Source organism: Moorena sp. SIO3E8, assembly GCF_010692445.1.
In the GTDB taxonomy this organism is placed as follows: domain Bacteria; phylum Cyanobacteriota; class Cyanobacteriia; order Cyanobacteriales; family Coleofasciculaceae; genus Moorena; species Moorena bouillonii.
This window is the reverse complement of the sequence record NZ_JAAHHM010000013.1, coordinates 20,656-47,440: the sequence shown is the minus strand read 5'-3', so window position 1 is coordinate 47,440 and position 26,785 is coordinate 20,656. Positions and strand designations below refer to the sequence as shown.

17 protein-coding genes and 1 pseudogene are annotated in these 26,785 nt (G+C 43.9%); 7 read left to right on the top strand and 11 right to left on the bottom strand.

Features of this window, described 5'->3' with window-relative positions; genetic code table 11:
• Positions 1 to 73 precede the first annotated feature (73 nt).
• The 6 genes from F6K46_RS08195 to F6K46_RS08170 form a co-directional block, all read right to left on the bottom strand.
• The gene (locus F6K46_RS08195) at positions 74 to 2,623 is read right to left on the bottom strand and encodes a type I polyketide synthase (RefSeq protein ID WP_293054798.1); all 2,550 of its coding nucleotides are present in this window, start codon (positions 2,621 to 2,623) and stop codon (positions 74 to 76) included.
• 1 nt (position 2,624) lies between these two features.
• On the bottom strand, positions 2,625 to 5,042 hold the full coding sequence (locus F6K46_RS08190; protein ID WP_293116925.1) for an SDR family NAD(P)-dependent oxidoreductase: 2,418 nt from the start codon (positions 5,040 to 5,042) through the stop codon (positions 2,625 to 2,627).
• 321 nt (positions 5,043 to 5,363) lie between these two features.
• Positions 5,364 to 6,794 (bottom strand): type I polyketide synthase, encoded by a 1,431-nt coding sequence (locus F6K46_RS08185; RefSeq protein ID WP_293054796.1) that lies wholly within the window; start codon positions 6,792 to 6,794, stop codon positions 5,364 to 5,366.
• Between the two features lie 72 nt (positions 6,795 to 6,866).
• On the bottom strand, positions 6,867 to 7,148 hold the full coding sequence (locus tag F6K46_RS08180) for an acyl carrier protein (RefSeq protein ID WP_293054795.1): 282 nt from the start codon (positions 7,146 to 7,148) through the stop codon (positions 6,867 to 6,869).
• Between the two features lie 4 nt (positions 7,149 to 7,152).
• Positions 7,153 to 8,751 carry an amino acid adenylation domain-containing protein gene (locus tag F6K46_RS08175; RefSeq protein WP_293054794.1) on the bottom strand — a complete coding sequence of 533 codons (1,599 nt, stop codon included), beginning with the start codon at positions 8,749 to 8,751 and terminating at the stop codon, positions 7,153 to 7,155.
• 12 nt (positions 8,752 to 8,763) lie between these two features.
• A complete protein-coding gene (locus F6K46_RS08170; protein ID WP_293054793.1) occupies positions 8,764 to 9,909 on the bottom strand; it encodes an acyl-CoA dehydrogenase family protein in 1,146 nt (381 codons plus the stop codon).
• 1,020 nt (positions 9,910 to 10,929) lie between these two features.
• Here F6K46_RS08170 and F6K46_RS08165 point away from each other — a divergent pair.
• Together F6K46_RS08165 and F6K46_RS08160 are read left to right on the top strand one after the other, a co-directional pair.
• Positions 10,930 to 14,286 carry an SdrD B-like domain-containing protein gene (locus F6K46_RS08165; protein ID WP_143727851.1) on the top strand — a complete coding sequence of 1,119 codons (3,357 nt, stop codon included), beginning with the start codon at positions 10,930 to 10,932 and terminating at the stop codon, positions 14,284 to 14,286.
• A 764-nt stretch (positions 14,287 to 15,050) separates the two neighbouring features.
• Positions 15,051 to 15,602 (top strand): Npun_F5560 family protein, encoded by a 552-nt coding sequence (locus F6K46_RS08160; protein ID WP_075904048.1) that lies wholly within the window; start codon positions 15,051 to 15,053, stop codon positions 15,600 to 15,602.
• Between the two features lie 11 nt (positions 15,603 to 15,613).
• On the opposite strand, the gene F6K46_RS08155 is transcribed toward F6K46_RS08160, so the two are convergent.
• The gene (locus tag F6K46_RS08155; RefSeq protein ID WP_293054792.1) at positions 15,614 to 15,898 is read right to left on the bottom strand and encodes a hypothetical protein; all 285 of its coding nucleotides are present in this window, start codon (positions 15,896 to 15,898) and stop codon (positions 15,614 to 15,616) included.
• Positions 15,899 to 15,997: 99 nt separating this feature from the next.
• Between F6K46_RS08155 and F6K46_RS08150 the strand changes: the two genes are divergently transcribed.
• On the top strand, positions 15,998 to 17,932 hold the full coding sequence (locus tag F6K46_RS08150) for a WD40 repeat domain-containing serine/threonine-protein kinase (RefSeq protein WP_293054791.1): 1,935 nt from the start codon (positions 15,998 to 16,000) through the stop codon (positions 17,930 to 17,932).
• A gap of 90 nt (positions 17,933 to 18,022) precedes the next feature.
• Here the strand turns inward: F6K46_RS08150 and F6K46_RS08145 are convergent, their stop codons facing one another.
• The 3 genes from F6K46_RS08145 to F6K46_RS08135 all read right to left on the bottom strand — a co-directional run bounded on the left by F6K46_RS08145 (position 18,023) and on the right by F6K46_RS08135 (position 19,971).
• A complete protein-coding gene (locus F6K46_RS08145; protein ID WP_075904053.1) occupies positions 18,023 to 18,640 on the bottom strand; it encodes a PEP-CTERM sorting domain-containing protein in 618 nt (205 codons plus the stop codon).
• 179 nt (positions 18,641 to 18,819) lie between these two features.
• Entirely contained in the window at positions 18,820 to 19,497 is a 678-nt protein-coding gene (locus F6K46_RS08140) for a PEP-CTERM sorting domain-containing protein (protein ID WP_075904055.1), read from the bottom strand.
• A gap of 348 nt (positions 19,498 to 19,845) precedes the next feature.
• Positions 19,846 to 19,971 carry a hypothetical protein gene (locus F6K46_RS08135; protein ID WP_269087082.1) on the bottom strand — a complete coding sequence of 42 codons (126 nt, stop codon included), beginning with the start codon at positions 19,969 to 19,971 and terminating at the stop codon, positions 19,846 to 19,848.
• Positions 19,972 to 20,649: 678 nt separating this feature from the next.
• Between F6K46_RS08135 and F6K46_RS08130 the strand changes: the two genes are divergently transcribed.
• The gene (locus F6K46_RS08130; protein WP_293054790.1) at positions 20,650 to 21,804 is read left to right on the top strand and encodes a DUF819 family protein; all 1,155 of its coding nucleotides are present in this window, start codon (positions 20,650 to 20,652) and stop codon (positions 21,802 to 21,804) included.
• A 280-nt stretch (positions 21,805 to 22,084) separates the two neighbouring features.
• Entirely contained in the window at positions 22,085 to 22,447 is a 363-nt protein-coding gene (locus tag F6K46_RS08125; RefSeq protein WP_293054789.1) for a hypothetical protein, read from the top strand.
• 180 nt (positions 22,448 to 22,627) lie between these two features.
• Here the strand turns inward: F6K46_RS08125 and F6K46_RS08120 are convergent, their stop codons facing one another.
• A complete protein-coding gene (locus tag F6K46_RS08120; RefSeq protein WP_293054788.1) occupies positions 22,628 to 23,725 on the bottom strand; it encodes a tocopherol cyclase family protein in 1,098 nt (365 codons plus the stop codon).
• Positions 23,726 to 24,045: 320 nt separating this feature from the next.
• On the opposite strand from F6K46_RS08120, the gene F6K46_RS08115 reads away from it, so the two are divergent.
• Both F6K46_RS08115 and F6K46_RS08110 read left to right on the top strand, forming a co-directional pair.
• Positions 24,046 to 24,924 carry an MnmC family methyltransferase gene (locus F6K46_RS08115; protein WP_293054802.1) on the top strand — a complete coding sequence of 293 codons (879 nt, stop codon included), beginning with the start codon at positions 24,046 to 24,048 and terminating at the stop codon, positions 24,922 to 24,924.
• 563 nt (positions 24,925 to 25,487) lie between these two features.
• Positions 25,488 to 26,734, top strand: a pseudogene (locus F6K46_RS08110) (RNA-guided endonuclease TnpB family protein).
• Positions 26,735 to 26,785: the final 51 nt, after the last annotated feature.

Here is a 26,785-nt window from a genome sequence, read left to right as displayed (position 1 = left end):
TTAGATGTCAATCCATTCTAGAGGTACCAATGACAATGGTTCCTATGATGAGGAGCCGTATGATAGGAAACTATCACGTACGGTTTTGAAGACGAGTCGGAGGGGCGACTCTCCGGCTTAGTTTAATGCCTCTACTGTTCTTGGCTCCGGCCAGGTTCAGCAAGTCGAGTCTATGAGCGAAGAATCCCCGCGTCTTTAGACCGGGGAGTGTCAAATGGTCGAGCCAATATTGGGTATATGTAGGTAACAGCCGCTCCTCACAACCTGAAACATTGGAGATAAAGTTAAGTTTGGGTTGGTGGAAACTAACCTCTTGCACCACCTTGCCAAAATCAGCTAGCATCGACTGCATCATTGCTGAATGGAAGGCATGGGAAACCTGCAAGGGCTTATGCTTAATTCCCTGATGTTCTAGCTTTTGTACTACCTGACTTACTGCTTCTTGCTGCCCGGAAATCACAACACTCTCGGGTCCATTAATAGCAGCAATACCAACTAAGCTGTTACCGACAAGTGCTTCTTCCACTTGTTCAACCGATGCCAACAGAGAAACCATCTGTCCATTAGTAGGCAGTTGTTGCATCAAGCGTCCTCTAGCTGCCATCAGTTTCAAGCCGTCTTCTAAGGAAAAAATCCCAGCCACACAAGCTGCAACGTATTCCCCTACACTATGGCCCATAACTGCGGTGGGTTCGACTCCCCATGATAGCCACATCTGAGCTAGGGCATACTCTAGGGCAAACAGCACAGGCTGGGTATAAACGGTCTGCTCCAGCAAGGAATGGTCATCACTTTGGTAGAGGATGTCTAGGAGCAAATGCCCTTCGTCTCCCATAGGACCCAAAATTTCCTGACAACGGTTTAGGGTTTGACGAAATATCGGTTGGGTTTCGTATAGTTCTCGCCCCATACCGAGATATTGGGAACCTTGTCCAGTGAAGAGAAATGCAATCTGGGGTTGGTATTCATCCTTACTACCTCGCAACAGGTGATGATGTTCGACCCCCACTTGATACCCTAACAACTGTTCCCGTAACTGTGCCACTGAGTCAGCTACCACTGCCAAACGTTCGGGGAAATGGGTACGACGGGTATTCGTGGTAAAACAAATATCAGCTAAGTCTAGGCTAGGATGAGTAGCTAAATGCTCTGTATAGTTGTGAAGCATTTCCTCAAGAGCAGGTTTAGTTTTGGCGCTGAGGGTGAGCAGATGGAGGGGTAGTTGGGCAGTTTGCTCTTTGCTTTTTAGTTCAACTGCTGGTGCTTCGGCAAGAATGACATGGGCATTAGTGCCACTAAAACCAAAGGAACTAACTCCAGCAAACCTTTGTTGATTGACTCTTGACCACTGCCTTAATTCCCTAGGCACTTGGAGCGGTAGTTGCTCCCAATCAATGTAAGGGTTAGGTTGCTGAAAGTGCAGGTGAGGTGGAATCTGTTTATGTTGCAGTGAGAGAACAACTTTGATTAAACTGGCTATACCCGCTGCTGCTTCTGGGTGTCCGATATTGGTTTTAACGGAGCCTATAATCAAGGGTTCTTCCCTCTTACCAAAAACGCTACCCAAAGCATTAGCTTCAATGGGGTCTCCTAAAGAAGTGCCTGTACCATGGGCTTCGATATAGCTAACTTCATTCGGCTTGACCCCTGCATTTTTCAGTGCTTGACGAATTACTGCTTCCTGGGAAGGTCCACTGGGTACTGTTAAACCACCACTCGCCCCATCCTGATTGATGGCAGAACCTCGAATTAAGGCTAAAATGTTGTCCCCATCCTCTATAGCTTGACTGAGGCGCTTCAAAACCACAACGCCACAACCTTCACTACGTACATACCCGTTGGCACTAGCATCAAAGGTTTTACAACGACCGTCTGGGGCAAGCATCCGCGCTTTTGAGAAGTTGATGCTTAGGGTTGGTGCCAGCAGTAAGTTCACACCGCCCACTAAAGCTAGGTCAGATTCCCTGTTACGCAAGCTATGGATAGCCAGATGGGTGGCGACGAGGGAAGAAGAACAGGCTGTATCCACTACCATGCTTGCACCTTTCAATCCCAGACTATAGGACAAGCGTCCTGCTGCTGGACTTAAAAGGGTACCTGTACCCAGGTTAGCATCAATTTGCGATCGCGCTTGTGACAAACGCATCCCATAATCAAAAGTACTAATTGCCACAAACACACCCGTTGCTGTGCCAAATAGCTTTTCTGATGACTGACCACCATTTTCTAAAGCTTCAAAACTTGTTTCTAGTAGTAGCCGTTGCTGTGGGTCAAGGGACATGGCTTCCCTAGGTGAGATGCCAAAGAAGTGAGCGTCAAATTTATCAACTTCGGACAAAAAGCCACCATAGCGACTATACATCTTTCCCGGAGCATCGGGATCGGGATCGTAACACTCATCAATCTGCCAACGGTTAGCAGGGACTTCCTGAATTGCATCTACGCCATTGGAGAGTAAATGCCAAAAAGACTCTGGGTCTTTTGCACCTGGAAAACGACAACTCATGCCAATAATGGCAATCGGTTCTGTTTTTGCTTGTTGAACAGCCTCTAGTTTGGAACTCGCTTCCTCTAGGGCTTGGAGCAACTGGACTGTGGTTGGTTTGGCGGGAGTTTGAACCATGTTAAATATTTCCTAATAATCTGTTTAATTTTTCGTACTTGCTGGCTAGTAAAATGTCCGCTTCCTCTTCCGAAAGTTCTTCAAATACTTGACTAGATGTTGTCGTTTCTTCATCGGCGGTCTGGGCACTTGTATCTTCTAGAATGAGTACCTCTTGCAACAGGTAATTCACCAATGCCTCTAAGGTGGGATAGTCAAATAGCAGAGTGGAGCGCAAGGAATGTTCAGTACTTTTTTCCAGATTGTTTCTTAATTCCACCGCCATCAGGGAGTCAAGTCCTAAGTTAAACAAAGACTGACGCGCTTCAATCCTCGTGCTTGCATTCAAGCCAATTATTTTTCTGATGGCCGAACGAACATGCTCCATTAACATGGTGCGTCGCTCATGAGCTAGAGTCGCTTTTAGTTGGTCAAGTAAGGCTGGTTGTTCTTGAGAAGATTTAACAATATTTGTCTGGAAATTATCCCAGAATGGCCAATTTTCTGGCATTCGTTCTAAGAATTTTGACCAGTTCATCGGCAAAACACCTACTTGAGGGCTATCTCCGTGTTTTACTAAGTAGTCTAATGCTGGCAAACCTTGTTGAGGACTAATAATACCCCAACCTTGAGCTTTCAAGCGACTAGAAAGTTTGGCTGCCATTCCTACCTCGCCCCAAGGTCCCCAATTGATACTTAAACTAGGTAATCCTTGCGCTCTTCGATAATTAGCTAAGCCATCAAGGAAGGCATTAGCTGCTGCATAATTACTTTGACCTGCATTACCCAACAAAGAAGCAGCGGAGGAATAACAGACAAAAAAGTCCAAGGGTAAATCTTGAGTCAAAAGATGTAAATTCCAAGCTCCTTGCACTTTCGATGCCATAACGGTATGGAAGCGTGTCGGTGTTTGTTCCCTTAACAAACCATCAGCTAAAACACCTGCGGTATGGATGATCCCAGCTAAATTAGGGCATTGAGTCAAGATTTTTTTCACATCTTCTTGATGAGAAATATCAGCTTGAACAACTGAGACTTTAGCTCCTGAGTGCTCTAGTTGTTTAATAGCCTCCTTTGCTGCTGGTTTGACACTGCTTCGCCCGGTGAGGACTATATGTTTAGCACCTTGTTCCACCAGCCACTGAGCCACCTGCAAGCCTAATGCGCCCAATCCTCCTGCAATCAGATAACTGCTGTCTTGGCGGACTAAGCAATTTTCTGGATTTTGAAAACTTAACACTACCTTACCAATGTGCTTAGCTTGCTGCATATAGCGGAAAGCATTGACATATTCGGTGATGGGGAAAGCTTTAAGGGGTAAGGGCTTGAGTTTACCTTCCTTGAATAAGTTCATCAGTTCCAGCAACATGGCAGAAATTTTCGCCCCATCCATCTCCCCTAAATCAAAGGGGAAATAAGCCGCATCAGGACGCAAAGCTTGCAATTTCTGCTCATCCCAAATGCCAAGTTTACCGATTTCTACAAAACGCCCTCCTTGGGCAAGCACATCAAAACTTTTATCAATAAACTGACCAGCTAGACTATTGAGGACAACATTCACACCTTTTCCATCGGTGTCAGCCATAATTTGCTCAGCAAACTCAAGGGTACGTGAGTTGTAGATATGCTTAATGCCCACCGACTTTAAGAAATCCCACTTGGGTGGGCTAGCTGTCGCAAATACCTCTGCTCCTTTCAGCTTTGCCAATTGAACTGCTGCTTGACCAACACCTCCCGCCGCATTGTGAATTAATACGCGGTCTGTGGAACCAATTTGGGCACACTTCAACAGACCGTAATAGGCCGTCAAAAAATTAACCGGAACTGTTGCTGCTTCTTCAAAACTGAGTTCCGGTGGTTTGGAAACTACCAATGTTGCTTTAGCCTTAACCACACTTGCTAAACTACCTGATGCATAGGCAATCACAGCATCACCCACTTGGAAATCAGAGACTTGTTTGCCCACACGCTCAATTGTGCCTGCACATTCAAAGCCGAACAATATATCCTTTGCTGAATTAGCAATCCCTAAAGATTCCTCGATGTCGCGCATCATGCCTAAGGCACGCAGCACATCTCTAAAATTAAGTCCACTCGCCCTAACTTTTATTTCTACTTCATCTGGTGCCAAGGAAGAGGAAGCCAAGGGAACTAATGCTAAATTGTCAAGGGTACCGTAACTGTTCAACTTCAACGTTACGGGAGCGTTAGCTAGTGTTTGTACAGGTTGGGAATAATCCAGCCTAGCCCCATAGCGAACCCCACGGCGATAAGCAATTTGGTTTTCCTGATCGGGAGTAAGTAATTCCTGGAGCAAAGACTTAGCGGTTTCATTGTCGAGGCGATCAGCGCTTAAGTCTAAACAGGTGGTTGCAAATTCTGGGTGTTCCAGAGAAAGGGTTTTACCTAATCCCCAGATAGGGGTTTGCCAGATATTCACAATATCATCCTTGAATACTGACTGTGCTCCCTGGGTGACTAACCACAATCGGGGAGAGATATTAGCTGAAATTAAAGCTTGAACTAGATGTAATACTTGCTCGCCTGGCTGCCTGACACAAGTGGCTCAAAGCTTGCAATGACGTTGTTTGCGAGAAAAGGGGCAGAGTGATAGGCAAGCGCAAGAGTCACTACACAACTAGCTCAACAGCAAGCATGTCTTACTCTACCTCAAGACAATGCCTTGTCAACAAGCACAATCAGGCCGGGTTTATTGAGAACTATCCCCGGTTACCCAACAAGATGCGTTTACCCTAGGTATTCATTTAAGTATGACACGACTTTTTAAAATTGGTATAAGTAAATGGTATGTAGGTTCAATTAGCTCAGTAGAAAGCTCAACTTGCGACGGTTTGGGGGGGGCTTCCAAAATTACATGGGCATTAGTTCCACTCATACCAAAACAACTTACCCCTGCCAGTTTTGGTTCATCTTCTGGCCAAGGCATCAGCTCAGTTGGTACGGTAACGGCTAATTTATGCCAAGGAATGCGTCGATTGGGTTTATCAAAATGTAAATTGGGGGGGATATGGTTATGTTGGAGTGAAAGGACAGTTTTGATTAAACCAGCTACACCAGAAGCTGCTCCTAAGTGCCCCATATTGGTCTTCATCGACCCAATTACCAATGGGTTTTGACGATTTTGCCCTAATACTTTTGCCAAGGCTTTGACTTCAATAGGATCCCCTAAAGGTGTTCCAGTTCCATGGGTTTCAACGTATTGAACTTGCTGAGGCTCGATGTGAGCGTTTTCTACAGCTTGGCGTAGCATTGATTCCTGGGCAGCAATCGCAGGGGTTGTGAGGGTTAAACTGTAGCCATCGTGATTGATTGCTGAACTTCTGATGGTTGCCAAGATCGGATCGCGATCGCGAAGAGCATCCCTGAGACGTTTCAAAATGATCATCCCACAACCCTCTCCCTGTACGAATCCATCTACTGAGTCCGAGAAGGTTTTGCAGCGACCATCTTTGGCTAAGACATTCATTTGACAGAAGCCAACGGTTAGTTTAGGAGAGAGTAGCAGACTAACACCACCAGCGATAGCCAGATTACTCTCACGATTCTGCAAGGATTGACAAGCCAAATGAACCGATACTAAACCGGAAGAACAAGCTGTATCAACCTGTAGTGTAGGGCCATGCAAATCTAACACATAGGCAATTCGCCCTGCTGATAGACTCCGCAAATTGCTCAAGGTGGGGTAAGCATTGAGGTCACTCGGATTCACCATATAAAAGCGTTCTGCTGAGTAATCATCCCAGTGAATACCTACAAATACACCTGTCTGGCTACCCGCTAAGGAGGTGGGTGCAATTCCTGCATGTTCAAGAGCTTCCCAGCTTACTTCTAAAAGTAAACGCTGTTGCGGATCTAAGCTAGCTGCTTCCCGGGATGCCATGCGGAAAAATTCGGCATCAAACTCTTCTATTTCCTCTGGTTCAAGGAAAGCCGCAGAACGCACATAAAACTTGCCTGGTGTAGGATTGGGGTCATAATATCTCTCTAGATCCCAACGAGAAGAGGGAATATCTTTGACTGCATTGACACCATTACTTAATAGTTGCCAAAAAGCCTCTGGGGAATCAGCTTTACCTGGAAAACGACATCCCATCCCAATGATGGCGATAGGTTCCTGGTGACAATTTTCTCTAAGGTCAGAGTCATGGTTGAGGTAAGCTGTTTTGTTCATAATTGAATTTCTTGATAAGGGTAAGGGCATCCCAAATTAGGATGGAAAGGAGGGGTCACAATACTTATCCCTTTATACTGATGACGCTAATTCACGGAGTACATAGGCTTTGATATGGTCAATTGTTTCAAAGTTTTGTAAAACGAATTCTTCAGGTTCCCAAAAAATCCCCACTTCTTCTTCCACAAAACGAACCAACCGAAAGATATCCATTGAGTCTACGACCCGTTGCTCAATGATCTTTAAGTCGTTAGTTAGAACCAAGTCAGGCTGGTCATAAGCCAACTCTTGAGTGATGAATTCTTTGAGCATTTGTTCGAGCTTTTCTTCTGTCATTGTCTGGTTTTCTATCATGTGATTACTGCTCCTGACATAATTTAACTTTGTCTATTTTACCAGTTGAAGTTTTAGGCAAGGTATTAAGGAACTCGAACGAATCGGGAACCATATATTTGGGGAGCCGCTCTGCACAAAAAGATTTTAAAGTCTGTCTTGAAACATCCCTCACTCCTACAGATTGCTCTCCACTACTGGTTACCACCACAGCCTTGATCCGGTTACCAATTTCATTGTCGGGGATGGGAATAACTGCAACTTCATCCACAGCAGGATGGCTGTACAAAACGCTCTCTATTTCACCTAATTCAATGCGGTAGCCGCGACTTTTAATCATGTGATCGCGACGACCTAAAAAGATATAATTACCGTCTGGAGCTTGTTTAACCAAGTCCCCCGTATGGTAGATCATTTCATGCCCTAACCAATGATGTAAGGTAAAGGGAGAAAGCACTTTGGCACTTTTTTCGGGCAAATTCCAGTAACCTGTCATCAATCCAGGTCCACGGACACAAAGCTCACCAATCTCACCTTTCGTAACCAATTCATTAGTTTCACTCAAGACAAAAACTTCGGTATTAGCACAGGCTTTCCCAATGGGAAGGGATTCAGTGATTTCAACATCTAGTGATGGAACTTGGTAGTAGGTACAGACATTGGTCTCAGTTGGACCATAGAGATTGTAATAACCAGCCTGGGGAATATAGTCCATCAACTTACGCAAATATTTGATGGGGAAAACTTCTCCTGCAAACAAAATAGTTCTCAGGGCGGGGAAGCTATGTTTTTCTAAGCGACCATACAAGACCAAACTGGTAAGAATAGAGGGTACTGAATACCAGATTGAAATCTTCTCTGCGGCGATGAATTTAGCTAGATTAATAGGAAAGACCGATAAAGCAGGTGAGAGTAGAATAACTGTGGCTCCTGCTTTGATTGTTGTAAAAAGATCAAAGATGGAAAGATCGAAATGAAATGGCGCATGACTGGAAACCCGATCTTCCCCAGTGACCTGAAATGTCTCATACGCCCAATTCACAAAGGTCAGAGATGCACGATGGCTAATCATTACCCCTTTTGGGGTTCCGGTGGAGCCAGAGGTGTAGAGGATATAACCCAGATCGTTTTCCACCAGATTTGGCTCCGGTGGTGGACTAGAAGGAGCTTGCAAAACCTCTGACCATTTAATTGTTTTCCCCAACCATTGCGTGGCTTGCTCTTCATCATCTACAAGGATCGCACTGTTGATACTCTGTAACTCTTCTAGGGAATTGTTTCCTAAACTATTTATCTTTTTCTGAGTTGAAATTAGTGTCCTGATCTGACAGTTGCTAATGATAAAGGCAATCCGTTTGATGGGTGCATGGGGATCTAAAGGTACATAGGTAGCACCAACTTTCAGTATGCCAAAGATAGCAATTACAGCTTCAATTGACTTATCAAGGTAAATACCAATTCGGTCTCCCCTTTCTACCCCTACATACTTCAAGGTATTTGCCAATTGGTTACTAATCTCATCTAATTGACGATAGGTGATGGTGCGCTCTTGTTGCTGCACAGCAACACAATTACTATGGGTTCTAGCACTGCTGATTAGTAGATGATGGAGTAAATATGACATAGTAGTGCTCTTTTACAACCCTAAGAATTTGCCTATAACTACTCGCTGAATTTCAGAGGTACCGGAGTAGAACTTACTACCAATAGCATCCCGCAACTCTCGTTCTAACTCTGTATTGGTTAAATAGCCGTATGCACCATGAACCTCGATAGCTTCGAGAGCTGACTTAACCCAAGCTTCACTAATGTACAGGTTAGCGATAGAAGCTTCCATTAGAGCCATTTTCTGATGCTCTTTCATCCAAGCTACCTTATACAAGTGGGCTTTGGCGCTCTCCAATCGCAATTTCATATCCACTAACTTATTGGCAACTAATTGGAATTTCCCAATTGCTTGACCAAACTGCTTGTGGGTTCTAGCGTAACGAATAGACTGCTCCAATAACCGTTCCATAGTTCCCACAGCAGAGGCGAGAATAAATCCCCGCTCCCACTCCATACTGTGGTTGAATATGGCTAAGCCCGCCCCTTCCTTACCTAATCGATGACTGGCTGATACTTCACAATTTTCTAACTTCAATTCCGCTACTTGAGCGGTACGTACTCCCATCGTAGACGTAGTCTTTTGGACAACTAGACCAGGGGTATCTTTTTCTATTATGAAAGCTGTCAACCCTTCTTTACCAAGAGACGGATCTACATTAGCAAAAATGATGAACAGGTCTGCAACGGTTCCATTGGTCACATAATGTTTATGCCCGTTGAGAATGTATTTATCTCCATCTTTTTGAGCCGTGGTTTTGAGACTATAGATATCAGACCCTGCTTGTGGTTCGCTGGCTGCGTGGGATGCAATCCACCCCTCCCGACAAAGTAAGGGGAGATACTTTTCCTTTTGTTCTTCACTCCCAAAGGTCAGGAGAGGCATTTCCCCAGCCCAGATATGGGCATTCATTCCAAATATCAATCCGTTATCCTTGCAGCCATATCCTAATCCTTGTAAAGCACAAGCAATGGTAAGGATATCCAGTTCCTGTCCACCATAACGACAAGGGATAGGCCACCCGTGAATACCAAACTCGCAGCACTTTTGCCACCCATCACGATTAAATATTTCCTCTTTGTCCTGTTTGATCAGATCAGAGGTCAATGACTGTTGGGCAAATCGAATGACCTTTCTTTTAAATGCAATTTGTTGACTGTTCCAAGCAAAATCCATTAAATCTTATACAATCTTAATTAATTTATCGGTTGTATCAAAATATTAATTTGATTTTCTTACCTTGGTAGTATATAGCTTGAATTCATTTGATATGACGATAATTTTATTATTATTTTATTTTTATGAATTTTGACATTGCAGGAATAATCTTACCATAGAGCTGAATTTAATAATCTCAAAAAAACCTTATAAGAGCCAGGGTAAGCCCAAGAAAAAAAGGTTCGAAATAAGCATCTAGGCTGAAGTTGTCCCGTTCATTTGTACTACTTTACTAGTTAAAGGCTCTCCCCATAAGGGATATAGTGATTCAAGGAGATCGACACCGATTAAGTGATGTCTGTTATTGATTTCCCTAGTAATTATACTACTAACGCTAGTTAGTGTTTGGTTTTATCAGGCACTTCACTTATTACTTAAAATTAACAAATAACAATTACTAACATAGCTATTAGGCACTACAATAATTAACCCAACAGCTAACACTTAATACTTACAAGTTAACACCTACGAGCTAATACCTAACTCAGGTAGATGTGGAATTTACTGATATCAATCCCTCCGTAACATCAAAAAAATTCCGTAATTCTCTCTAGGCAATAACCACATCAATTAGGCAATCCTAGATGAGGAGAGTAGTTTAACTGGGAGGAAAACTCGGATGCCTTCCCGTAGCGTGACAAGCGGCTCAATCGCTTATCTGAGTGCTCAGTGCTGAGTGTTGAGTTATTCGTTATTAATGATTAGGGTTCTACCGAACTGATTTTATGCATAAAATTGCGCTTATTGCCCACTAAGTATTATAGGGCGGGTGATTGATAAAAAAATATTCTTTCAAAAAATCAAACTCCTGTAATATCAGGATTATACTAATTATTTTATAAACGTTTTATATGGCAACTTTTATAGAGCCACGATTAGTTATTTAGTCGGTGTTGCTCAACTAAATAATTGATTGATATCAAGACTATTTGGGTCAGTTACCAATTAGCTTTTCTCTTTAATTCATTGCGGCCAGTTATGAAGTCTTTATTCAATTATCTTAAAAAAATCCCACACCATTCCTCAGACTTTTCAGAAGCGTCTGAGGTAAATTTTGCTCCACAGCCTTTAGGCTTTAACCTGATCGGGGTAACTAACCTAGCTCAGGCTACTTTCCCTATCTTGGTGACAGGGTCTGCTTTGCTGGTGGCTACTTCTACTCCAGTAGAAGCACAAAGTGTGACTTATGACAATACCACTAGTGCGGCAATAACATCAAACAGCTGTAGTTCACCAATAGTGCGAACTTTTAACGTTACTGATAACTTTACGGTTCAAGACGTTAATCTGGGATTTAATGCGGATCACACCTGGCGTGGCGATCTTCGAGTCACGTTACAGCATCCGGATAGTACCTCTGTTGATGTAATCAGCAATACTGGCGGCTCGGCAGATGGATTTGATGTTCTTCTAGACAGCAACTCTGGGAATTCCCTAGATGATGGGGACAATGATGATACGGCAGCACCTCTCTATGACCGGACTGTAGCCCCGTCCAATAGTCTTGCTGTTTTTAATGGCAAAACCTCTAATGGTACCTGGACTTTAGAAATTTGCGATAGTGTTGGTGGTGATGAGGGTACTTTTAACAGTGCAAGGCTGGTTTTAGATGGTACAGCTTTGCCTGTTGACTACGGTGATGCTCCTGATAATACCGCCAGCACCGGTAATGGAGATTACCAAACCTTATCCGCTAATAGTGGTCCTACTCACACCATTGACAATACCACCTATTTAGGGGCAGGAGTAACAGCTGATACCGATGGCTTTGGAGATGGCACGGATAATAATAATAACGCTACCGATGATACCGATGATGGGGTTCAAATCAATAGCGCTACTCTCCAGGGACAAAGTCTACCGATAGGGGATAATGTCACTTTAGATATTACTACGGCAGGGTCTGGAGTGCTCAATGCTTGGATTGACTGGAACGCAGATGGAGACTTTGATGATAGTGGTGAGCAAATTGCTACCGATGTTAGTCCTTCTGGCAATGCGATCGCATTAAATGTCACTGTTCCAGCTGGAGCTAGTATTGGTAATACCTATGCCCGTTTCCGGTATAGTTCTGATACTGGCCTTACTCCTACTGGTGCCGCTAGTGATGGTGAAGTAGAGGATTATCAAATTGCGATCGCTGACTCTACACCAACAACTGCCTCTGTAGGGGATAAAGTCTGGGAAGACCTAGATGGTGATGGTATCCAAGATGCTGGAGAGCCTGGAATTGCCAACGCCCTAGTCAATATCTACAAATCTGACAACACCTTCGTTGATGCCACCTTTACCGACAGCAATGGTAACTACAGTTTCAGCAACCTTGACCCAGGGGATTACATCATTGAATTCACCTCCCCTGCTGTGGCCTATAACTTCACTAGCCAAGATGCTGGGGATGATACCCTAGACAGTGATGCCGATCCAGTAACAGGTCGCACTGCTACCTTTACCTTGGCTGCGGGAGATAACAATACCAGTATTGATGCTGGACTTACCCTCAAAACCAACACTATTGTGGCTTGCGATGTAATACCACGCCAGCGTACCAATTGGACTGAAACCCTAAACGTACAAAAATTTGACTCTGCTATGGGTAGCTTGGCGAAGGTGGAGCTAACCCTGAGTACCCTGATTGCACAAGAGTTAATTTACGAGAATACGGTAGACCAGTCAAAAACAATAACCGTGAACCAAGATGGACAAGTCAGTGTCTCTTTACCTGATACTAACGAGAATTTTACCAGAAATTACAGCCAATCCACCGACTTCAATCTACCAGTCTATGATGGTAATCTTGACTTTGGCGGCACTTCCGGTGGCCAGACTCCCACTATTATTGCCAATGAAACCCATACCGAGGAGTACACTAACCTAGCTGATTTCATTAGCTCCTCATCACCAGTGGAAACTGTCAGTATCGAGGTGAATACTACTTCTGCAGCTAGTTTCATTAACTCTGATAACGCTTCCACTGGCTCTACTAGCGAGGCAAGTGTCGGATTGTGTGCTACCTATACCTACAGCATAGTCCCGGAAGAAGCTTCACCAGAAGCCGGAAATATCGTTATCAACGAAGTCCTCTACGCCCAAACTGGCAGGAGTGCTGAGGCTAATGATGAATTCATCGAACTCTATAACTCTTCCGATAATGCTGTAGATATCAGTAACTGGAGGCTAGCCGATAGCAACCTGATTTTTAACAGTACTGATAATACTGGCAACATTACTGGTGATGCTGCTAATCCGGCCTATATCTTCCCCAACAACACCACTCTCCAACCAGGAGAATATGCTGTGATTTGGATTGGCAACAATACATCAGACCATCAAGCTGCCGATGCTGCATTCCAGGATTGGTTAGGAAACGCAGGCAAACTCAATAATGCTGGAGAAGATATCTGGCTGTATGACGATGAACTCAAGATTGTAGACTACATTGCTTATGGCTCCAATAACGCCATCAATACTCCACCGTCAGCTGAATTGAATCTGTGGGATGACACCTACCAACGAGACTTAGATGGGGCAAGCACTGGTCAATCGATTAGTCTCACCCCCAATGGAGAAGACGGAAATACTAGTGCTTGTTGGGAGCATACCCTTAGTAATGATGCCAATGGCCGTTGTCCTGAATTCCTCGAAACCAGGGATACAGATACGGTTAGTGTACGCCAAACTAGTGTTGGAGTCTATAACAATATCTTGCCCAATGTCATCCTGGTCAAGCGGATTACTGCTATCAAACCGAAAGATACCAACGAGTGGATAGAGCTACCACAATCAGGTTCACCCTTTATCGATGGCATTGATGGTGGCAGTTCTGAGAATAACGTTGGTTCCGACCGTGCTGCTGATGACAATGACCCCAACTGGCCAAATCCTGATGTTTATCTGCGGGGATTAATTAACTCTGGGCAAGTGATGCCAGGGGATGAGTTAGAGTATACTGTTTACTTCCTCTCCAATGGCAGCAACAATGCTAAAAACCTGCGCATCTGTGACCGAGTACCTGGAGAAACTACCTTTATTCCCGACTCATTTAATGCCACTGCTGGCTTCCCCAGTAGTGATGTCGGGATTGCCATGTTCCAGAGCACCAGTGCCCTAGCCTCAGGTGGTCCAGCTGAACCGAACATCTATCTTACTAATATTCCCGATAGCGATCGCGGTCGGTATTACGAGCCAGGAACATCAGTGCCAGCCGGATGTAATGTCACCTTCAATCAGAATGGAGTAGTAGTAGTGGAAGTTGGGGATGTGCCAAACGCTGATTCCCCCGGAAACCCACCCAATTCCTATGGATTTATTCGCTTCCGGGCTTTAGTGAATTGAACCTCCCCACCCGTCGCAGGGATGGGGATTCCCAGGCACAGCCGTGGGCGACTGTTATCGACCTGGGCGTGACTTTCCCGCGCACCGTTCGCGTAGCGTGGCCATAGGCCAGGGTAGCTGAGTAGGGTCAATACCCAGTTTTTTTGAGACCCTTACTTTTTATATTAACACTATTTGAGACGGAATATTCATCCCCGAAGACGAAACCGATAGATAGGGTCGCCTTTATGGTTGGTCGGCTGTGCGAAAAAGGGTCAAAACTGTTTGATTAAGGCGACCCTATCCTTCTCTTGATGCAAAGCGCGAGTGGGGGAAACCACGGCAGTCGCTCATGGTTTGAAGTTACCGTAAGATAGTGGAGCCTTATTAACAAATATTTAACCCTTTTCTGCATAACCTGCTAACTATAAAGGCTCCACTATCTAAGGTTTCGTCTCCGGGGGAACCCCCAAGACCGCGCTGCCTTCCCAAGACCGCGCTGCATCGCTACGGTAAATTCAAGACCTAATTCGACGGGGTATTCTTTTCCCTCTCAAACTCTCCCACTCTGATAAATCAGAATTTAGAATGAAGAATGAAGAATGAAGAATGAAGAATTCTAAACTCTAAACCTGAAGGTGATCTGGGCTAGATGTGCTATGGCATGGTCAATGGCCGGGTTTGGATGGTACATTAGCTGCAACAGTATATTTTGTGATCAGTGATCGACACCCCCGGTTCGCATCTACTATTGAAAATTGTATATTTACTTGGAGTGGTAAGCCATGGTGAGGCAGATTGAAACCCTATCGAGATCAGCTCTGCAAACGGAAGTATCTCACTTGCGGGAAGAGTTGCAGCTTAGAGACCAGTTAGTGCAGCAGCTGTCTCAAGAACTATTCCGCTTGGTGAAGGGTAATGCTAATTTCAAACCTCCCCAAGAGGTGTCTGAGCGCCATAAGGCTCAGATGGTGGTCTTGCGAGAACAGTTGCACGATGTCGAGCAGCAGGTGGAATTTTATCAACAGCAAATTGCCACCCGTGACACGGAAATTAAGCAATTGCGGGAATCAGTAGAAGAATTAACCGAGCGCTCTCGTCAGTTAGAACAAGTGGTACAAGAGCTACCAAAAATTTATCACCAGAAGTTTTCGGAACGGATGGCACCAGTCAAAGAGAAGGTGACCATGTTACAGCGGGAAAACCGACAACTCCACGCAGAACTCCAGAGTGTCAGTTACCGATTAGCGGTTAGAAGCCGCAATATCACCCGGGTTGATCTACCGAGCTTCAATCGTCAGAATGCTAGTCCAATCCCAACTTTTGGTAGTGTGTAACAGCCTTTGGGTTAGGGGTGCCTCATCTGGAAGGTTGTTCGCGTAGCGTGGCCAAAGGCCAAGGTTGAAGGTTGAAGGTTGAAGGTTGAAGGTGGGTTTGTCGAAGGTTGTTCGCCTTTGGCCTTACCTAAGGGTAGGTTGGTTTGTTGTTCGCGTAGCGTGGCCTTTTGGCCAAGGTTTCTGTATAGCTGACGGCTGACAACTGACGGCTGACAACTGACCGCTGACAGCTGCTGACGGCTGACAGCTGAGGGGTGACTGCTGACGTTTATTGCTTGGTTTGCAACAGTTAACATTGGGGAAAACTTGGGGAAAACTTGGGGAATACTTTCAACAAATCTGTCAACTGGCTAACTTGTCAACTTGCCAACCCTTCGACTTGACCACCCCATATCATGAGCTACTGTCTTAATCCTAAATGCCAAAATCCTCAAAATCCGAATCAGGCCAGGTTTTGTGCCTATTGTGGCCATAGATTACGATTAGGCGGACGCTTCCGTGCTCTGAGGCTAATTAGTATTGGTGGTATGGGGCGCACCTTTCTGGGGGTGGATGAGGCGGATGAGCGCCATGGTAAGTGTATCATCAAACAGTTATCCTTACAAAATCAAGATACCAACAATGCTCAGAAAGCGGCTGAGTCTTTCCGCCAAGAAGCGACTAGGCTGCAAGTGCTGGGACAACATCCTCAGATTCCGGAACTTCTGGCCTATTTTGAGGCGGATCATCAATTAGGTATCCCAGGAGAACCGGCTCTAGTTCACAAGTATATCGAGGGTGAAAGCTTAGCCACAGAACTGGAAACCGAAGGGACGTTTAGGGAAAACCAGGTTCGGCAAGTCCTGATTGAATTGCTGCCAGTGCTGCGCTTTATCCATAGTCATCAGGTAATTCATCGGGATATCAATCCGCACAATATCATTCGTCGGCCTCCTCCTGAGTCCTCTTTGTCCAAGTTACCAACACGAAAAACCAGGAAGAGGTTTTATTCTTGGGGGGGAAGGGGGAGCGAACTGTTTCTGGTGGATTTCAGTGCTGCTAAGCTGACTACAAAAACTGTGCTAGCACGAACGGGAACTATGATTGGCTCTGCGGCTTACACGGCTTCGGAACAGTTGATGGGAAAAGCGATCGCAACCAGCGATTTGTACAGTTTAGGGGTTACCTGTATTCATCTACTTACCAATGTTCACCCCTTTGATATGTTTAATAGTCTAGAAGGGAAGTGGGTTTGGGTCGATTACCTCAGGCAACCTGTCAGTGAGCAGCTTATTCGCATCCTGAACAAAATGGTAGAAAATTTACCAGACCAACGCTACCAATCAGCCATTCAAGTCCTAGCAGCACTTGGTTTACCAGAGGATTTCGCTGCTATACCAGTAACGTCTTTATCTACAACAGTTACCCCTAAGTTTGAGACTCCTACTTGGAAATGTGTACAGACTTTTTCCGAAGAGTCGAGTGGAATTAATTCTATCGCGTTTAACCCGAAGGGAGAAACTTTAGTTAGTGGTAGTACAGACAAAACTATCACCATTTTTAACTGGCAAGCTAAAACAGTTGTCGCCAAACTTTCAGGACATTTAAATGTGATTGAGGCGGTTGGGTTTAGTCCAGATGGAGAAATTATCGCTAGTAGCAGTTGGGATCATACCATTAAACTATGGCATGGGTATACGGGAAATTTAATCCATACCCTTTGTGGACATTCTGCTTGGGTAAAGTGTCTGGCAATTAGTCACAATGGGCAACTTATAGCTAGTGGTAGTGCGGATCAGACTATTAAGCTTTGGATGCTGAAGAAGGCATCATTACAGACAACTTTGTTTGGCCATTTAGGAACCGTTAATACAGTAGCTATTAGTAAAGATGGACAACTGCTAGCTAGTGGTAGTGCTGACAAAACCATTAAGCTTTGGAATTTAGTAACTGGTAAGCTTGCCGCAACGATTACTGGACATTCGGCATCGGTAGAGTCACTCACCTTTAGCCCTAGTGGTCAAATTTTAATTAGTGGCAGTGCTGATAAAACCATTAAGATTTGGTTGCTGAAGAGGGATCGGTATTTACAAATACCAAAAAAACCGTTGCTTACTCTCACCGGACATGGGAATGCTGTTAAATCTATTGCCATTAGCCCTCAAGGGAATACCTTAATCAGTGGTAGCGCCGATAAGACTGTCAAAATCTGGCATCCTGGTAGTGGTGAATTGCTCTATACTCTTACAGATCATTTAGGCGCTGTTACTACGGTTGCTATTAGCCATGATGGTGCTACCATTGCTAGTAGTTCTCAAGATAATACTATTAAAATTTGGCAGTTTGAGTGATGTAAGCTATCAGCCGTCAGCTTATGCGCTACGCGCACGCTACGCGAACAGCTTATGCGGGCTGACGGCTGATAGCTGATAGCTTACAATCTATGATTGTTTCCGACGTTTTAAGGTTGAGGCAAAAAGCCACCCTCCTAGACCCAACATTCCCATCAATGTTGTTGGTTCAGGAACAAGTGTATAGGTGACAGTTCCACTTCCGAGAATAGGCTGGCGCGGCTCGTCTTCTGGAGTATAGAAGGTAGGATCGAAACCGTCAGTGAAATCACCATTAGAAAAACGGAAAAAATCTCCAGAGAATTCACCAACGGCGGTAAAAGGATGATAAACTACATCGTAATCTAACCCCAGTAATTCTCCGTTTAGGAAATTGACAGTTGGGAAGTCTGGGAAACGCTCGTCGTCCTCTTCATTTATTCGAGGATCACTAAATAGGGTAATTGACAAACCATCGTCAACTCCTAAACTCTCAGCTCCCACCTTAGTCAAACTTGAATCGTCAAAGGTAAACTCACCGTTGTAATAATCAGGATTGGGGGCAATATCGAGTTCAGAAGAGCCAGTCAGGAAAAAGCTCTTTTCCAGATTCACTGTGAAATTATATTTGACAGTTGCTGCTTCAACGAAGTTGATTCCGACTACCCCTAAGCTTAAGCTACCGCCAACGATCGCTGTTGCTACTTTAGTTAAAGTCTTGATTGTCATTGTTATTCTCCTAGTACAAGAAAAAAAACACCAAAAATTTCACCTCTTTTCCAGCTAAGAGGGAAGCACCCCGTGCCTGGATTTGTAGATTTCTCACTACCGCGATCGCATCATATGGGTATAAGGGTTTTTGTCATGGAAAAATCTTTCCTTTAGACATAAAATTGCTGGAAAATCTGCTATTGTTTCCGACGCTGTAAACTTGAAGTGAAAAGCCACCCTCCCAGACCCAACACTCCTATCAATGTTGTTGGTTCAGGAACCGTGGAAACTTTGGCAAATTGTCCTTTTGTTTCTAACTCAGTTAGTCGATCAATATAGGTGTCACCAACCTTGCCCGTCTCAATCAGTTCCTGGGTGGTTCGAGTCGGAAACGCAACATCTTCATGGCTACTAAAACCGATAGGAAAACCAAACTCATCCAACCAATCATCTACATGGACGTGAGGCGTACTACTTTGCGGTGGTTTTGACCAGAAGGTTAAACCATCGCTTCTGGAGCCATCTCCAATGTTGATTCCATCTGGGTCAAAGTAAGTCCCCGATTGGAGTATTTGCTTTGTTTGAGTATCAAAATTGAAGTTAACCCCTGCATCGAAATGATTATCGGTATAGGTTCTCAAAAAATTGCCTTGAGGATCAAAAAATGAGACAATCAGAGAATCTAAGTCACTGGTCCTGACGATTCCATCGGTATAACTTTGCGTTTCGTCATAGCTAAATAAACCGGTAACGCTAAAGCCAGCAATTTGACCTGTCCAATCAAATCCAAAGGTAATTGCCTCAGCTACGGTAGGGATAACGATGCTTAATGCTGTACTTAGGGTGATAACGGCTGTCTTTAAATAGCAAGACATAAGTTTAAACCTCCTAGAATCAAATGATCTGCTTTCGGCAGAAGGAGTTAGTAGTCAGTATTTAGTAGTTGCTAAACTCAAACTTACGAAGGATTTATGAGTAAACATTTTTAACTCCTTCTTTTGAACTTATTATTAGTTTAAAAAATTTGCATTTTAAAACCGAATATGCTCTGATAAAACCCAATGTTAAAAGCCCCAAAATTGAATTGAATTCAGGAATGTGAAGCAGCTCAATAAATCGGGTATAGCATTATTGGGTTAGGGTAAGCATTGAGCTAATCTGCTACAGATGGTGGTATAGATTGTGCTTTTGAATAAAATGGGTAAGCATTCGTTTAATCTGAGTTACATCGTCACAGCGTCGAAGGCTGTGCCACAAAGCACCTCAAGTAGCGTGGCCTTGGCTTTTGGCTTTTGGCCAACGCCTGAATGCTTACTACCAAATAGCGGACGAGAAAAAAATGTAGGCATTGGTTGAACTGCTCTAAATCTCGAATGCCTCCTTATTAATAGTTTTTATCAATTAACGCCGATTTTAATCTATCAAGATTTTTAATAAAACTCAACCCTCAACTATGAAGATAATATAAAAATTTTATAAAGATAAGATGAAGATACCTTGACAATTTAAACTGATACACCTCAGAGGGTCACCACTGGACTCTGTTTATGATACAATTAAAGATTATGATTTAAAGCTGAGGGTAAAATTACAAGTAATCATCTGTTGCTAGAAACGATTTAATCAGGTTTTCAGCCTGATTGTTGAGGGCGACTTGCTCTGGGTTGAGCTCACTTTCTTTAGGGTAGAATCCCGAGCACCGAACACCCATCACTTAACCCCTGTCTACTTTTCAGCCTTATTGTCACCTGATCAGCTGATCTACCTAGGCTTGCTGGGCTCAATCGTTACTCAAACCCTTAAGTAACCAAACCTCAGGGGAGAAAAATTTTGCTATTTGTTGACCTATATTGACTATAAGATTCATCAACTATTAATAAATAATATCAATTATTGACTAGTTAGGGAATAGGGAGCAGGGAGCAGGGAATAGGGAGTAGGAAAGAGCTCCAAAGAGTGTTTAATGTTGTGATAAATTAGCACTATTATTCATAACCTATTTATATATAGCGGTTCTCATAGCTATCATGGCAACCTCTCTAATCAATCCTAATCAAGATTTCGCTCTTTGGGCTGTGTTGCTGTCAGCAGCAACGATTGGATTCTGGGCAGAACGGACTCCTTGGGGAGCTAAACTATCTGGGGCTGTTGTCACCATTTTGGTAACGTTTATCCTATCTAATCTTAGGATTATCCCACCGGATGCTCCCGCCTATGGGGTGGTCTGGTCTTACTTAGTTCCATTAGCTATTCCTTTACTACTATTCCAAGCTGACTTGTTTAGGATTGTGCGAGAGGCTGGACCTACTTTAATTGCCTATGGAATTGGTGCAGTGGGAACAATTTTAGGCACAGTAGTAGCTTACTATCTGATTCCTTTAGGAGAAGAAGGTTGGAAGTTGGCAGCAATTTTTTGTGCTACTTATATTGGTGGTTCAGTTAATTTTGCGGCAACCGCTGAAAGCACTGGGTTACGAGCAGGAGATTTACTCAGTGCTGGGGTAGCAGCAGATAATTTAGTGATGACCTTGTACTTTTTAGTGCTGTTTTCTTTACCTTCCATTAAGTGGCTACGGGGAATTTTTCCTAACCAGCGCTCCCATGAAAATACTCATTCTAGTCAGTTTAGTATCTTTGATTCCCAGTCTCGACAACAACTATCTGTTTTCAAGATCAGTTTGGCATTAGCTATTAGTATGATTGCTTGTGCTGTAGGTTATGGTCTCGCTAGCTGGTTGGGCTTCAACAAAGGGGTAATTCTGGTGGTAACGGTTTTAATTGTGATGCTAGCGACAGTATTCCCAAGTTATTTAAGTAGGATAACGGCTGCAGAAAAAATTGGCTATCTGCTGATGCAGGTATTTTTTGCTGTAATTGGAGCCAGCGCTAATGTGGAAATAGTGCTACGAGTGGGATCAGTTCTGTTTATCTTTGCTGGATTAATTCTCGCCATCCATTTGTTAGTGTTACTGGGAGTTGGGCGATTGCTGGGTTTGGATTTAGCTGAATTGGTGATTGCGTCGAATGCTAATATGGGTGGGCCAACTACAGCAGCGGCTATGGCAACAGCACGGCAGTGGGATAAGCTAGTTACTCCAGCGATTCTCTGCGGTACTCTGGGTTATGCTGTTGCTACGTTTATTGGTGTAGGATTAGGGAATTTTCTGCGCTCTTTGGGTTGATATAGAAGTCCTAAATGATTCGTAAAATAGCAAAAAAATATCGCTATAAACCAATACCAGCAACTATTTTATATTTTGCATATTTGACAAATGATTGAGAATTGCTATATAGTATTACTAAGGCTGATAAGCAAACTGATAAGCATTAAGTAATTTCCCCTAAAAAATGTGCTTTTGGGATACTGTATTTGGGGTAATACTAAGTATCATAACGGACTAATTGTAATTTTTAATATCCTAGATTGGCGAAAGTGCTGTTAAAAAATCAATAAATGATGTTATGAAAATACTTTATAACACAGAAACAAAGAAGCTTGAAGCTGAATTTAACTGGAAAATTTTTATTCTTCCATTTTCCACTTACCAAGCTGCATTGGGACTTGTTAAATATGTAGTAGATTTAGTCAAGTCACCAGGTAATATTTTTAAAAATGATAATGAAATTATTCAAAATGATAGTGAAATCATTAGGTCAATCATTGAGGAGGGACGCAAGCAAAACGTTGATGAAATGGAAATTGAGATGAGCCGTGATGCTGCTGCGGGAATTAATGTAGATGGTATACAAGGTGTCGATGTGACATTCGGAAGCAAAGGGAAAATAAATTATGTCATGAAGATCAAATATAAGTCTGATGACTAATCAAGCTGTCTAGTTATTCTCAATAATTCCTATTTAATAACATAAAAGTCAACGATGATAAAAGCTGAAAAGCTGTGGTAATCAACTTTTAGGTGCGACCCGTGGCGAATTTAATTCTTAATCCGGAAAGCGCACCTTTGCCTTTTGCCTTTTCTCTCTTGCCTGGCCCATAGCGCTATATCACAAAACCCAAGGCAATTTAGCAGAAGAATTCCAGGGTTTTTGCCAAGGAATACCACCAACTTCTAATCCACATAACTTACTTTCAGCTATCAAAATCGGTTCAACGTTATCCCCACGTCGTTGTTTAAGTTCCAACTTCAGGTTACCTTGCATAGTATCTCGGCAAATCAAATTTAATCCCTGTTCCGTCGGAGCTAGTAGAGGTGTACCAGGATAGTCAGTTGTACCAGTTAACTCTACTTCATACTCACCATTGCGCCCTTGCATCTGCCAATTTCCCCAAGGCTCAATCTGCCAGCTTACTTCTGAATTCCAGGGCACGAATTCATAAAATTTACCTTCGTAGTGAATGCCAATCAAAGCAGCAGCTTCTGCCAACCCCACTACTTCCCGTCTACCACCACCAGCAGTCAGAGCCAGGTCTGGTTGATCGGTAAAACTGTTGCAATTGAGCCAAAACCACTTCTTAGGAAAAGCACGACCCCAATTTTTTTCCCCATAGGCCGGGACATTGGTAAAGTCATATAGCCTACCATTCCAATCAATCCAGCCAGTGGCTAAACCGTGGGCCATCAAGATTTGCCATCCTGGTTCAAATATCTGTAAAAACGAAAGCCAGCCAGCGGTTGATTGCTGGGGTTTTCCCAGATCTCCCCAGCCATAAATCGGTTTAATTTCATAGCGCCAATCACAATAGCGTCCGTTGGCTGGGTCCCGAATAAACCCTTGATTCAAGGTAGCTGTAGCCTGATATCCTTCCTTGATTTGATACTCAAATTTATCAGGATCAAGGTATTGAGGAGTAATTTGTAATTTCGTTTTACCCCAATGTCCTAGACCTAAGGATTCCGATGACCCCCAAAACTGTTCCGGATGGGGAAAGGTACGACACAGATACTGATCATCAGGGCCTAGAATTTGGGCTGAACCACCACTATAGGGTTGACCACCGATGGGGTCTTCAATGGAATACATAAACGCAAACGTCTGACCACAACTGGGTAAGGTCACCCGATAGTACCAACCTTCAAAAAAGCGACCGCTCTTACCGTCCCAGTGATATCCGCTGTGGGGTGTTTGAAAAGGATGTGTCATAGACTAGGGTTTTGGTAGCTTGGGGGATTTTGCCATTAATTATTATAAATTCCAGCATCAACTCTTCCCCTAGAAGGGTTGAAAGTTAGCAGGTTACATGTTGCATGTTGGGCAAATAACCTACCCCACGGGAACGCCAAAGGCGAACAACCACATAACCTTCTATGGTGGGCAGATGGTGGGCAGTGCCGAGTAACCCTATAACCAGCTTGGTGAATCTGTTTGATGCACTGCCCACCCTACATCAACTACATCAACTCTGTTCCCTGTTCCCTGTTCCCTGTTCCCTGTTCCCTCTTACCCCTACTCCCTACTTCCTAATGCCCGATAAAAAGGTATTCACACCGGAAATGACTGCTGATGGCTCATTCACCTTCTTTTGTTCAGAAATTGGTGAATCCTATCACAGCCGACAAGGTGCCATAGAAGAGGCCCAGCTGAAGTTTGTCAAACCCTGCCAACTAGCGGAAAAAGCCCAACAGCCAGTGCTACGGTTGTTGGATATCTGTTATGGTCTAGGTTACAACACAGCTGCTGCCCTAGCGGAAATTTGGAAACACAATCCCCACTGCCATGTTCAACTAGTTGCCATAGAATTAGACTCTACCGTACCACAAGCTGCGATCGCTCAGGGTTGGCTCAATCACTTCCCCAATCCTATCCCCCAACTATTAGAAGCTCTGGCAACCACTGGATTGCTTGAAACCGACCAATGCCAAGCTCAACTCTATCTCGGTGATGCCAGAGAGACTATCCAACAGGTGCAACAAGCTAACTTCCAAGCTGATGCTATCTTTCTTGACCCCTTTTCCCCACCCAACTGTCCCCAATTATGGACTCTAGAATTTATTCAACACTTAGCCCAATGTTGCTCAGACACCGGTAGACTAGCCACCTACTCTTGTGCTGCAGCAGTCAGAATTGCCCTGATCACAGCTGGGTTTACGATTGGCTCTACCATTGAAGTGGGAAATAGGCAACCCGGTACTGTCGCTAGCTTTACTGAAGCTGATTTACCTAGCTTATCAATCCGAGAGCAAGAACATTTGCAAACTCGTGCCGCTGTACCTTACCGAGACCCGAATTTATCAGACTCAGCCTCGGACATTTTACACCGACGCCGCCTAGAGCAGCAAAACTCGTTACTTGAACCAACCTCCCATTGGAAAAAGCGTTGGTTGAGAGAGCAAAGGGAATAGGGAATAGGGAATAGGGAACAGGGAGTAGGGAGTAGGGAGTAGGGAGTAGGGAGTAGGGAGTAGGGTGCGTTAGGGGCGCGCCTTGCCATCATATTCAACTTCGTAGCCAGTAGCCCCGTAACGCACCACTTTTTAAGACAAAAGGCAAAAGGCAAAAGGCAAAAGGCAAAAGGCAAGACAGGTTTAAGCGATGCAGTCCCAATTCCCGATTCCCGATTCCCTACTCCCCTCCTATAGTTCAGAATACGGTAATTTTTTACTTAATTAGGAATTAATAACAGTTTAATCCGGAATAATACTATTTATCCTTAGGAGCAATTCATCTCCCGCTAACCCTACGGGTATAACGGGAGACGGGGCGTATAAAGTGCGGACGCAGGTTCCGCACACAGCCCCTCATGAATTGCTAGGTGCGCTTTCCGTTCTCCTACGGAGACGCGGGGCGCGTTTCTCCTACGGAGACGCGGGGCGCGTTCGGCGAATTAAATTCGCCACGGGTCGCACCTCCCCTTGACATCTTACACATAACATCTTAAAATGTAAATATATGTCAAAGAGTTAATATGGTCGAAAAAGCTTACCGTTACCGTTTCTATCCAACCCCTGAACAGGAAACTCTGTTGAGGAGGACTTTAGGCTGTGTAAGACTTGTTTACAACAAGGCTTTAGATGCTAGAACAAAAGGTTGGTATGAACGTCAAGAACGTATAAGCTACAAGGAAACTTCTTTGATGTTGACAGGATGGAAAAAACAGGATGACTTATTCTTTTTGGGCGACGTCAGTTCTGTGCCCCTTCAACAAGGATTAAGACATCTCCAAACTGCCTTCACTAATTTCTTTGCAGGTCGGGCTAAGTATCCCAACTTCAAAAAGAAGCGTAATGGTGGTAGCGCAGAGTTCACTAAATCAGCATTTAAATGGAAAGATGATCAAATCTATCTTGCCAAATGCAAAGAACCTTTAGCAATTCGTTGGAGTCGTCATTTACCTGAAAGCTGTAATCCAAGTACCGTTACGATCAGCTTAGATCCATCCGATCGGTGGCATATCTCAATTAGGTTTAATGACCACAGAGATTTAAGTTTGCCCTCAACGGATCAACAGGTTGGCTTTGACCTAGGAATTTCGAGTTTGATGACAACTAGTAATGGAGATAAAATCCCTAATCCTAAACACTTTAAAAAACTCAAGAAAATATTAGCTAAATATCAAAAAGCTTTATCGCGAAAACAAAAAGGATCTAACAATCGTTACAAGGCAAGATTGAAAGTTGCCAGGATACACGCAAAGATCAAGGACGCTAGACGAGATTTTACTCACAAGCTAACTACTCAACTGGTCAGAGAAAACCAATTGATTGCGTTTGAGGATTTAGCTGTGAAAAACATGGTCAAAAATCACAAACTAGCTCAAGTAATCAGTGATGCTAATTGGGCAGAAATAATTCGTCAGATTAAGTACAAGTCAGATTGGTACAATCGGAAAGCTGTTTCCATTGATAGATGGTTTCCTAGTAGCAAGTTATGCTCTGTTTGTCTAAATCGTGTTGCTTCCTTGCCCTTAAAGATTCGGGAATGGGATTGTCCATCCTGTAATACTCACCACGTTCGCGTAGCGTAGCCCTTCGGGCTAATCGCGATATCAACGCATCAATTAACATTTTGGCGGCAGGGCTTGCCGTGTCAGTCTGTGGAGCGACCGTAAGACCCGTTCGCGTAGCGTCGCCTACGGCGAAAGAGAGTAAGTCTCGGAAGGCTGGTGCGAAAAACTCCCCTAAGGGGAGAAAGAAACAGAAACCTAAGTCGTGAGTCTTAGGAATCCCCCGCTAGAATTTATAATTTAGCGGTGGGAGGATGTCA

Coding starts and splice junctions, on each gene's coding strand:
- F6K46_RS08165 (WP_143727851.1), top strand. CDS start 10,930: ATGAAGTCTTTATTCAATTATCTTAAAAAAATCCCACACCATTCCTCA.
- F6K46_RS08170 (WP_293054793.1), bottom strand. CDS start 9,909: ATGGATTTTGCTTGGAACAGTCAACAAATTGCATTTAAAAGAAAGGTC.
- F6K46_RS08125 (WP_293054789.1), top strand. CDS start 22,085: ATGAAAATACTTTATAACACAGAAACAAAGAAGCTTGAAGCTGAATTT.
- F6K46_RS08195 (WP_293054798.1), bottom strand. CDS start 2,623: ATGGTTCAAACTCCCGCCAAACCAACCACAGTCCAGTTGCTCCAAGCC.
- F6K46_RS08185 (WP_293054796.1), bottom strand. CDS start 6,794: ATGAACAAAACAGCTTACCTCAACCATGACTCTGACCTTAGAGAAAAT.
- F6K46_RS08175 (WP_293054794.1), bottom strand. CDS start 8,751: ATGTCATATTTACTCCATCATCTACTAATCAGCAGTGCTAGAACCCAT.
- F6K46_RS08115 (WP_293054802.1), top strand. CDS start 24,046: ATGCCCGATAAAAAGGTATTCACACCGGAAATGACTGCTGATGGCTCA.
- F6K46_RS08120 (WP_293054788.1), bottom strand. CDS start 23,725: ATGACACATCCTTTTCAAACACCCCACAGCGGATATCACTGGGACGGT.
- F6K46_RS08160 (WP_075904048.1), top strand. CDS start 15,051: ATGGTGAGGCAGATTGAAACCCTATCGAGATCAGCTCTGCAAACGGAA.
- F6K46_RS08140 (WP_075904055.1), bottom strand. CDS start 19,497: ATGTCTTGCTATTTAAAGACAGCCGTTATCACCCTAAGTACAGCATTA.
- F6K46_RS08135 (WP_269087082.1), bottom strand. CDS start 19,971: ATGCCTACATTTTTTTCTCGTCCGCTATTTGGTAGTAAGCATTCAGGC.
- F6K46_RS08145 (WP_075904053.1), bottom strand. CDS start 18,640: ATGACAATCAAGACTTTAACTAAAGTAGCAACAGCGATCGTTGGCGGT.
- F6K46_RS08130 (WP_293054790.1), top strand. CDS start 20,650: ATGGCAACCTCTCTAATCAATCCTAATCAAGATTTCGCTCTTTGGGCT.
- F6K46_RS08155 (WP_293054792.1), bottom strand. CDS start 15,898: ATGTTAACTGTTGCAAACCAAGCAATAAACGTCAGCAGTCACCCCTCA.
- F6K46_RS08180 (WP_293054795.1), bottom strand. CDS start 7,148: ATGATAGAAAACCAGACAATGACAGAAGAAAAGCTCGAACAAATGCTC.
- F6K46_RS08150 (WP_293054791.1), top strand. CDS start 15,998: ATGAGCTACTGTCTTAATCCTAAATGCCAAAATCCTCAAAATCCGAAT.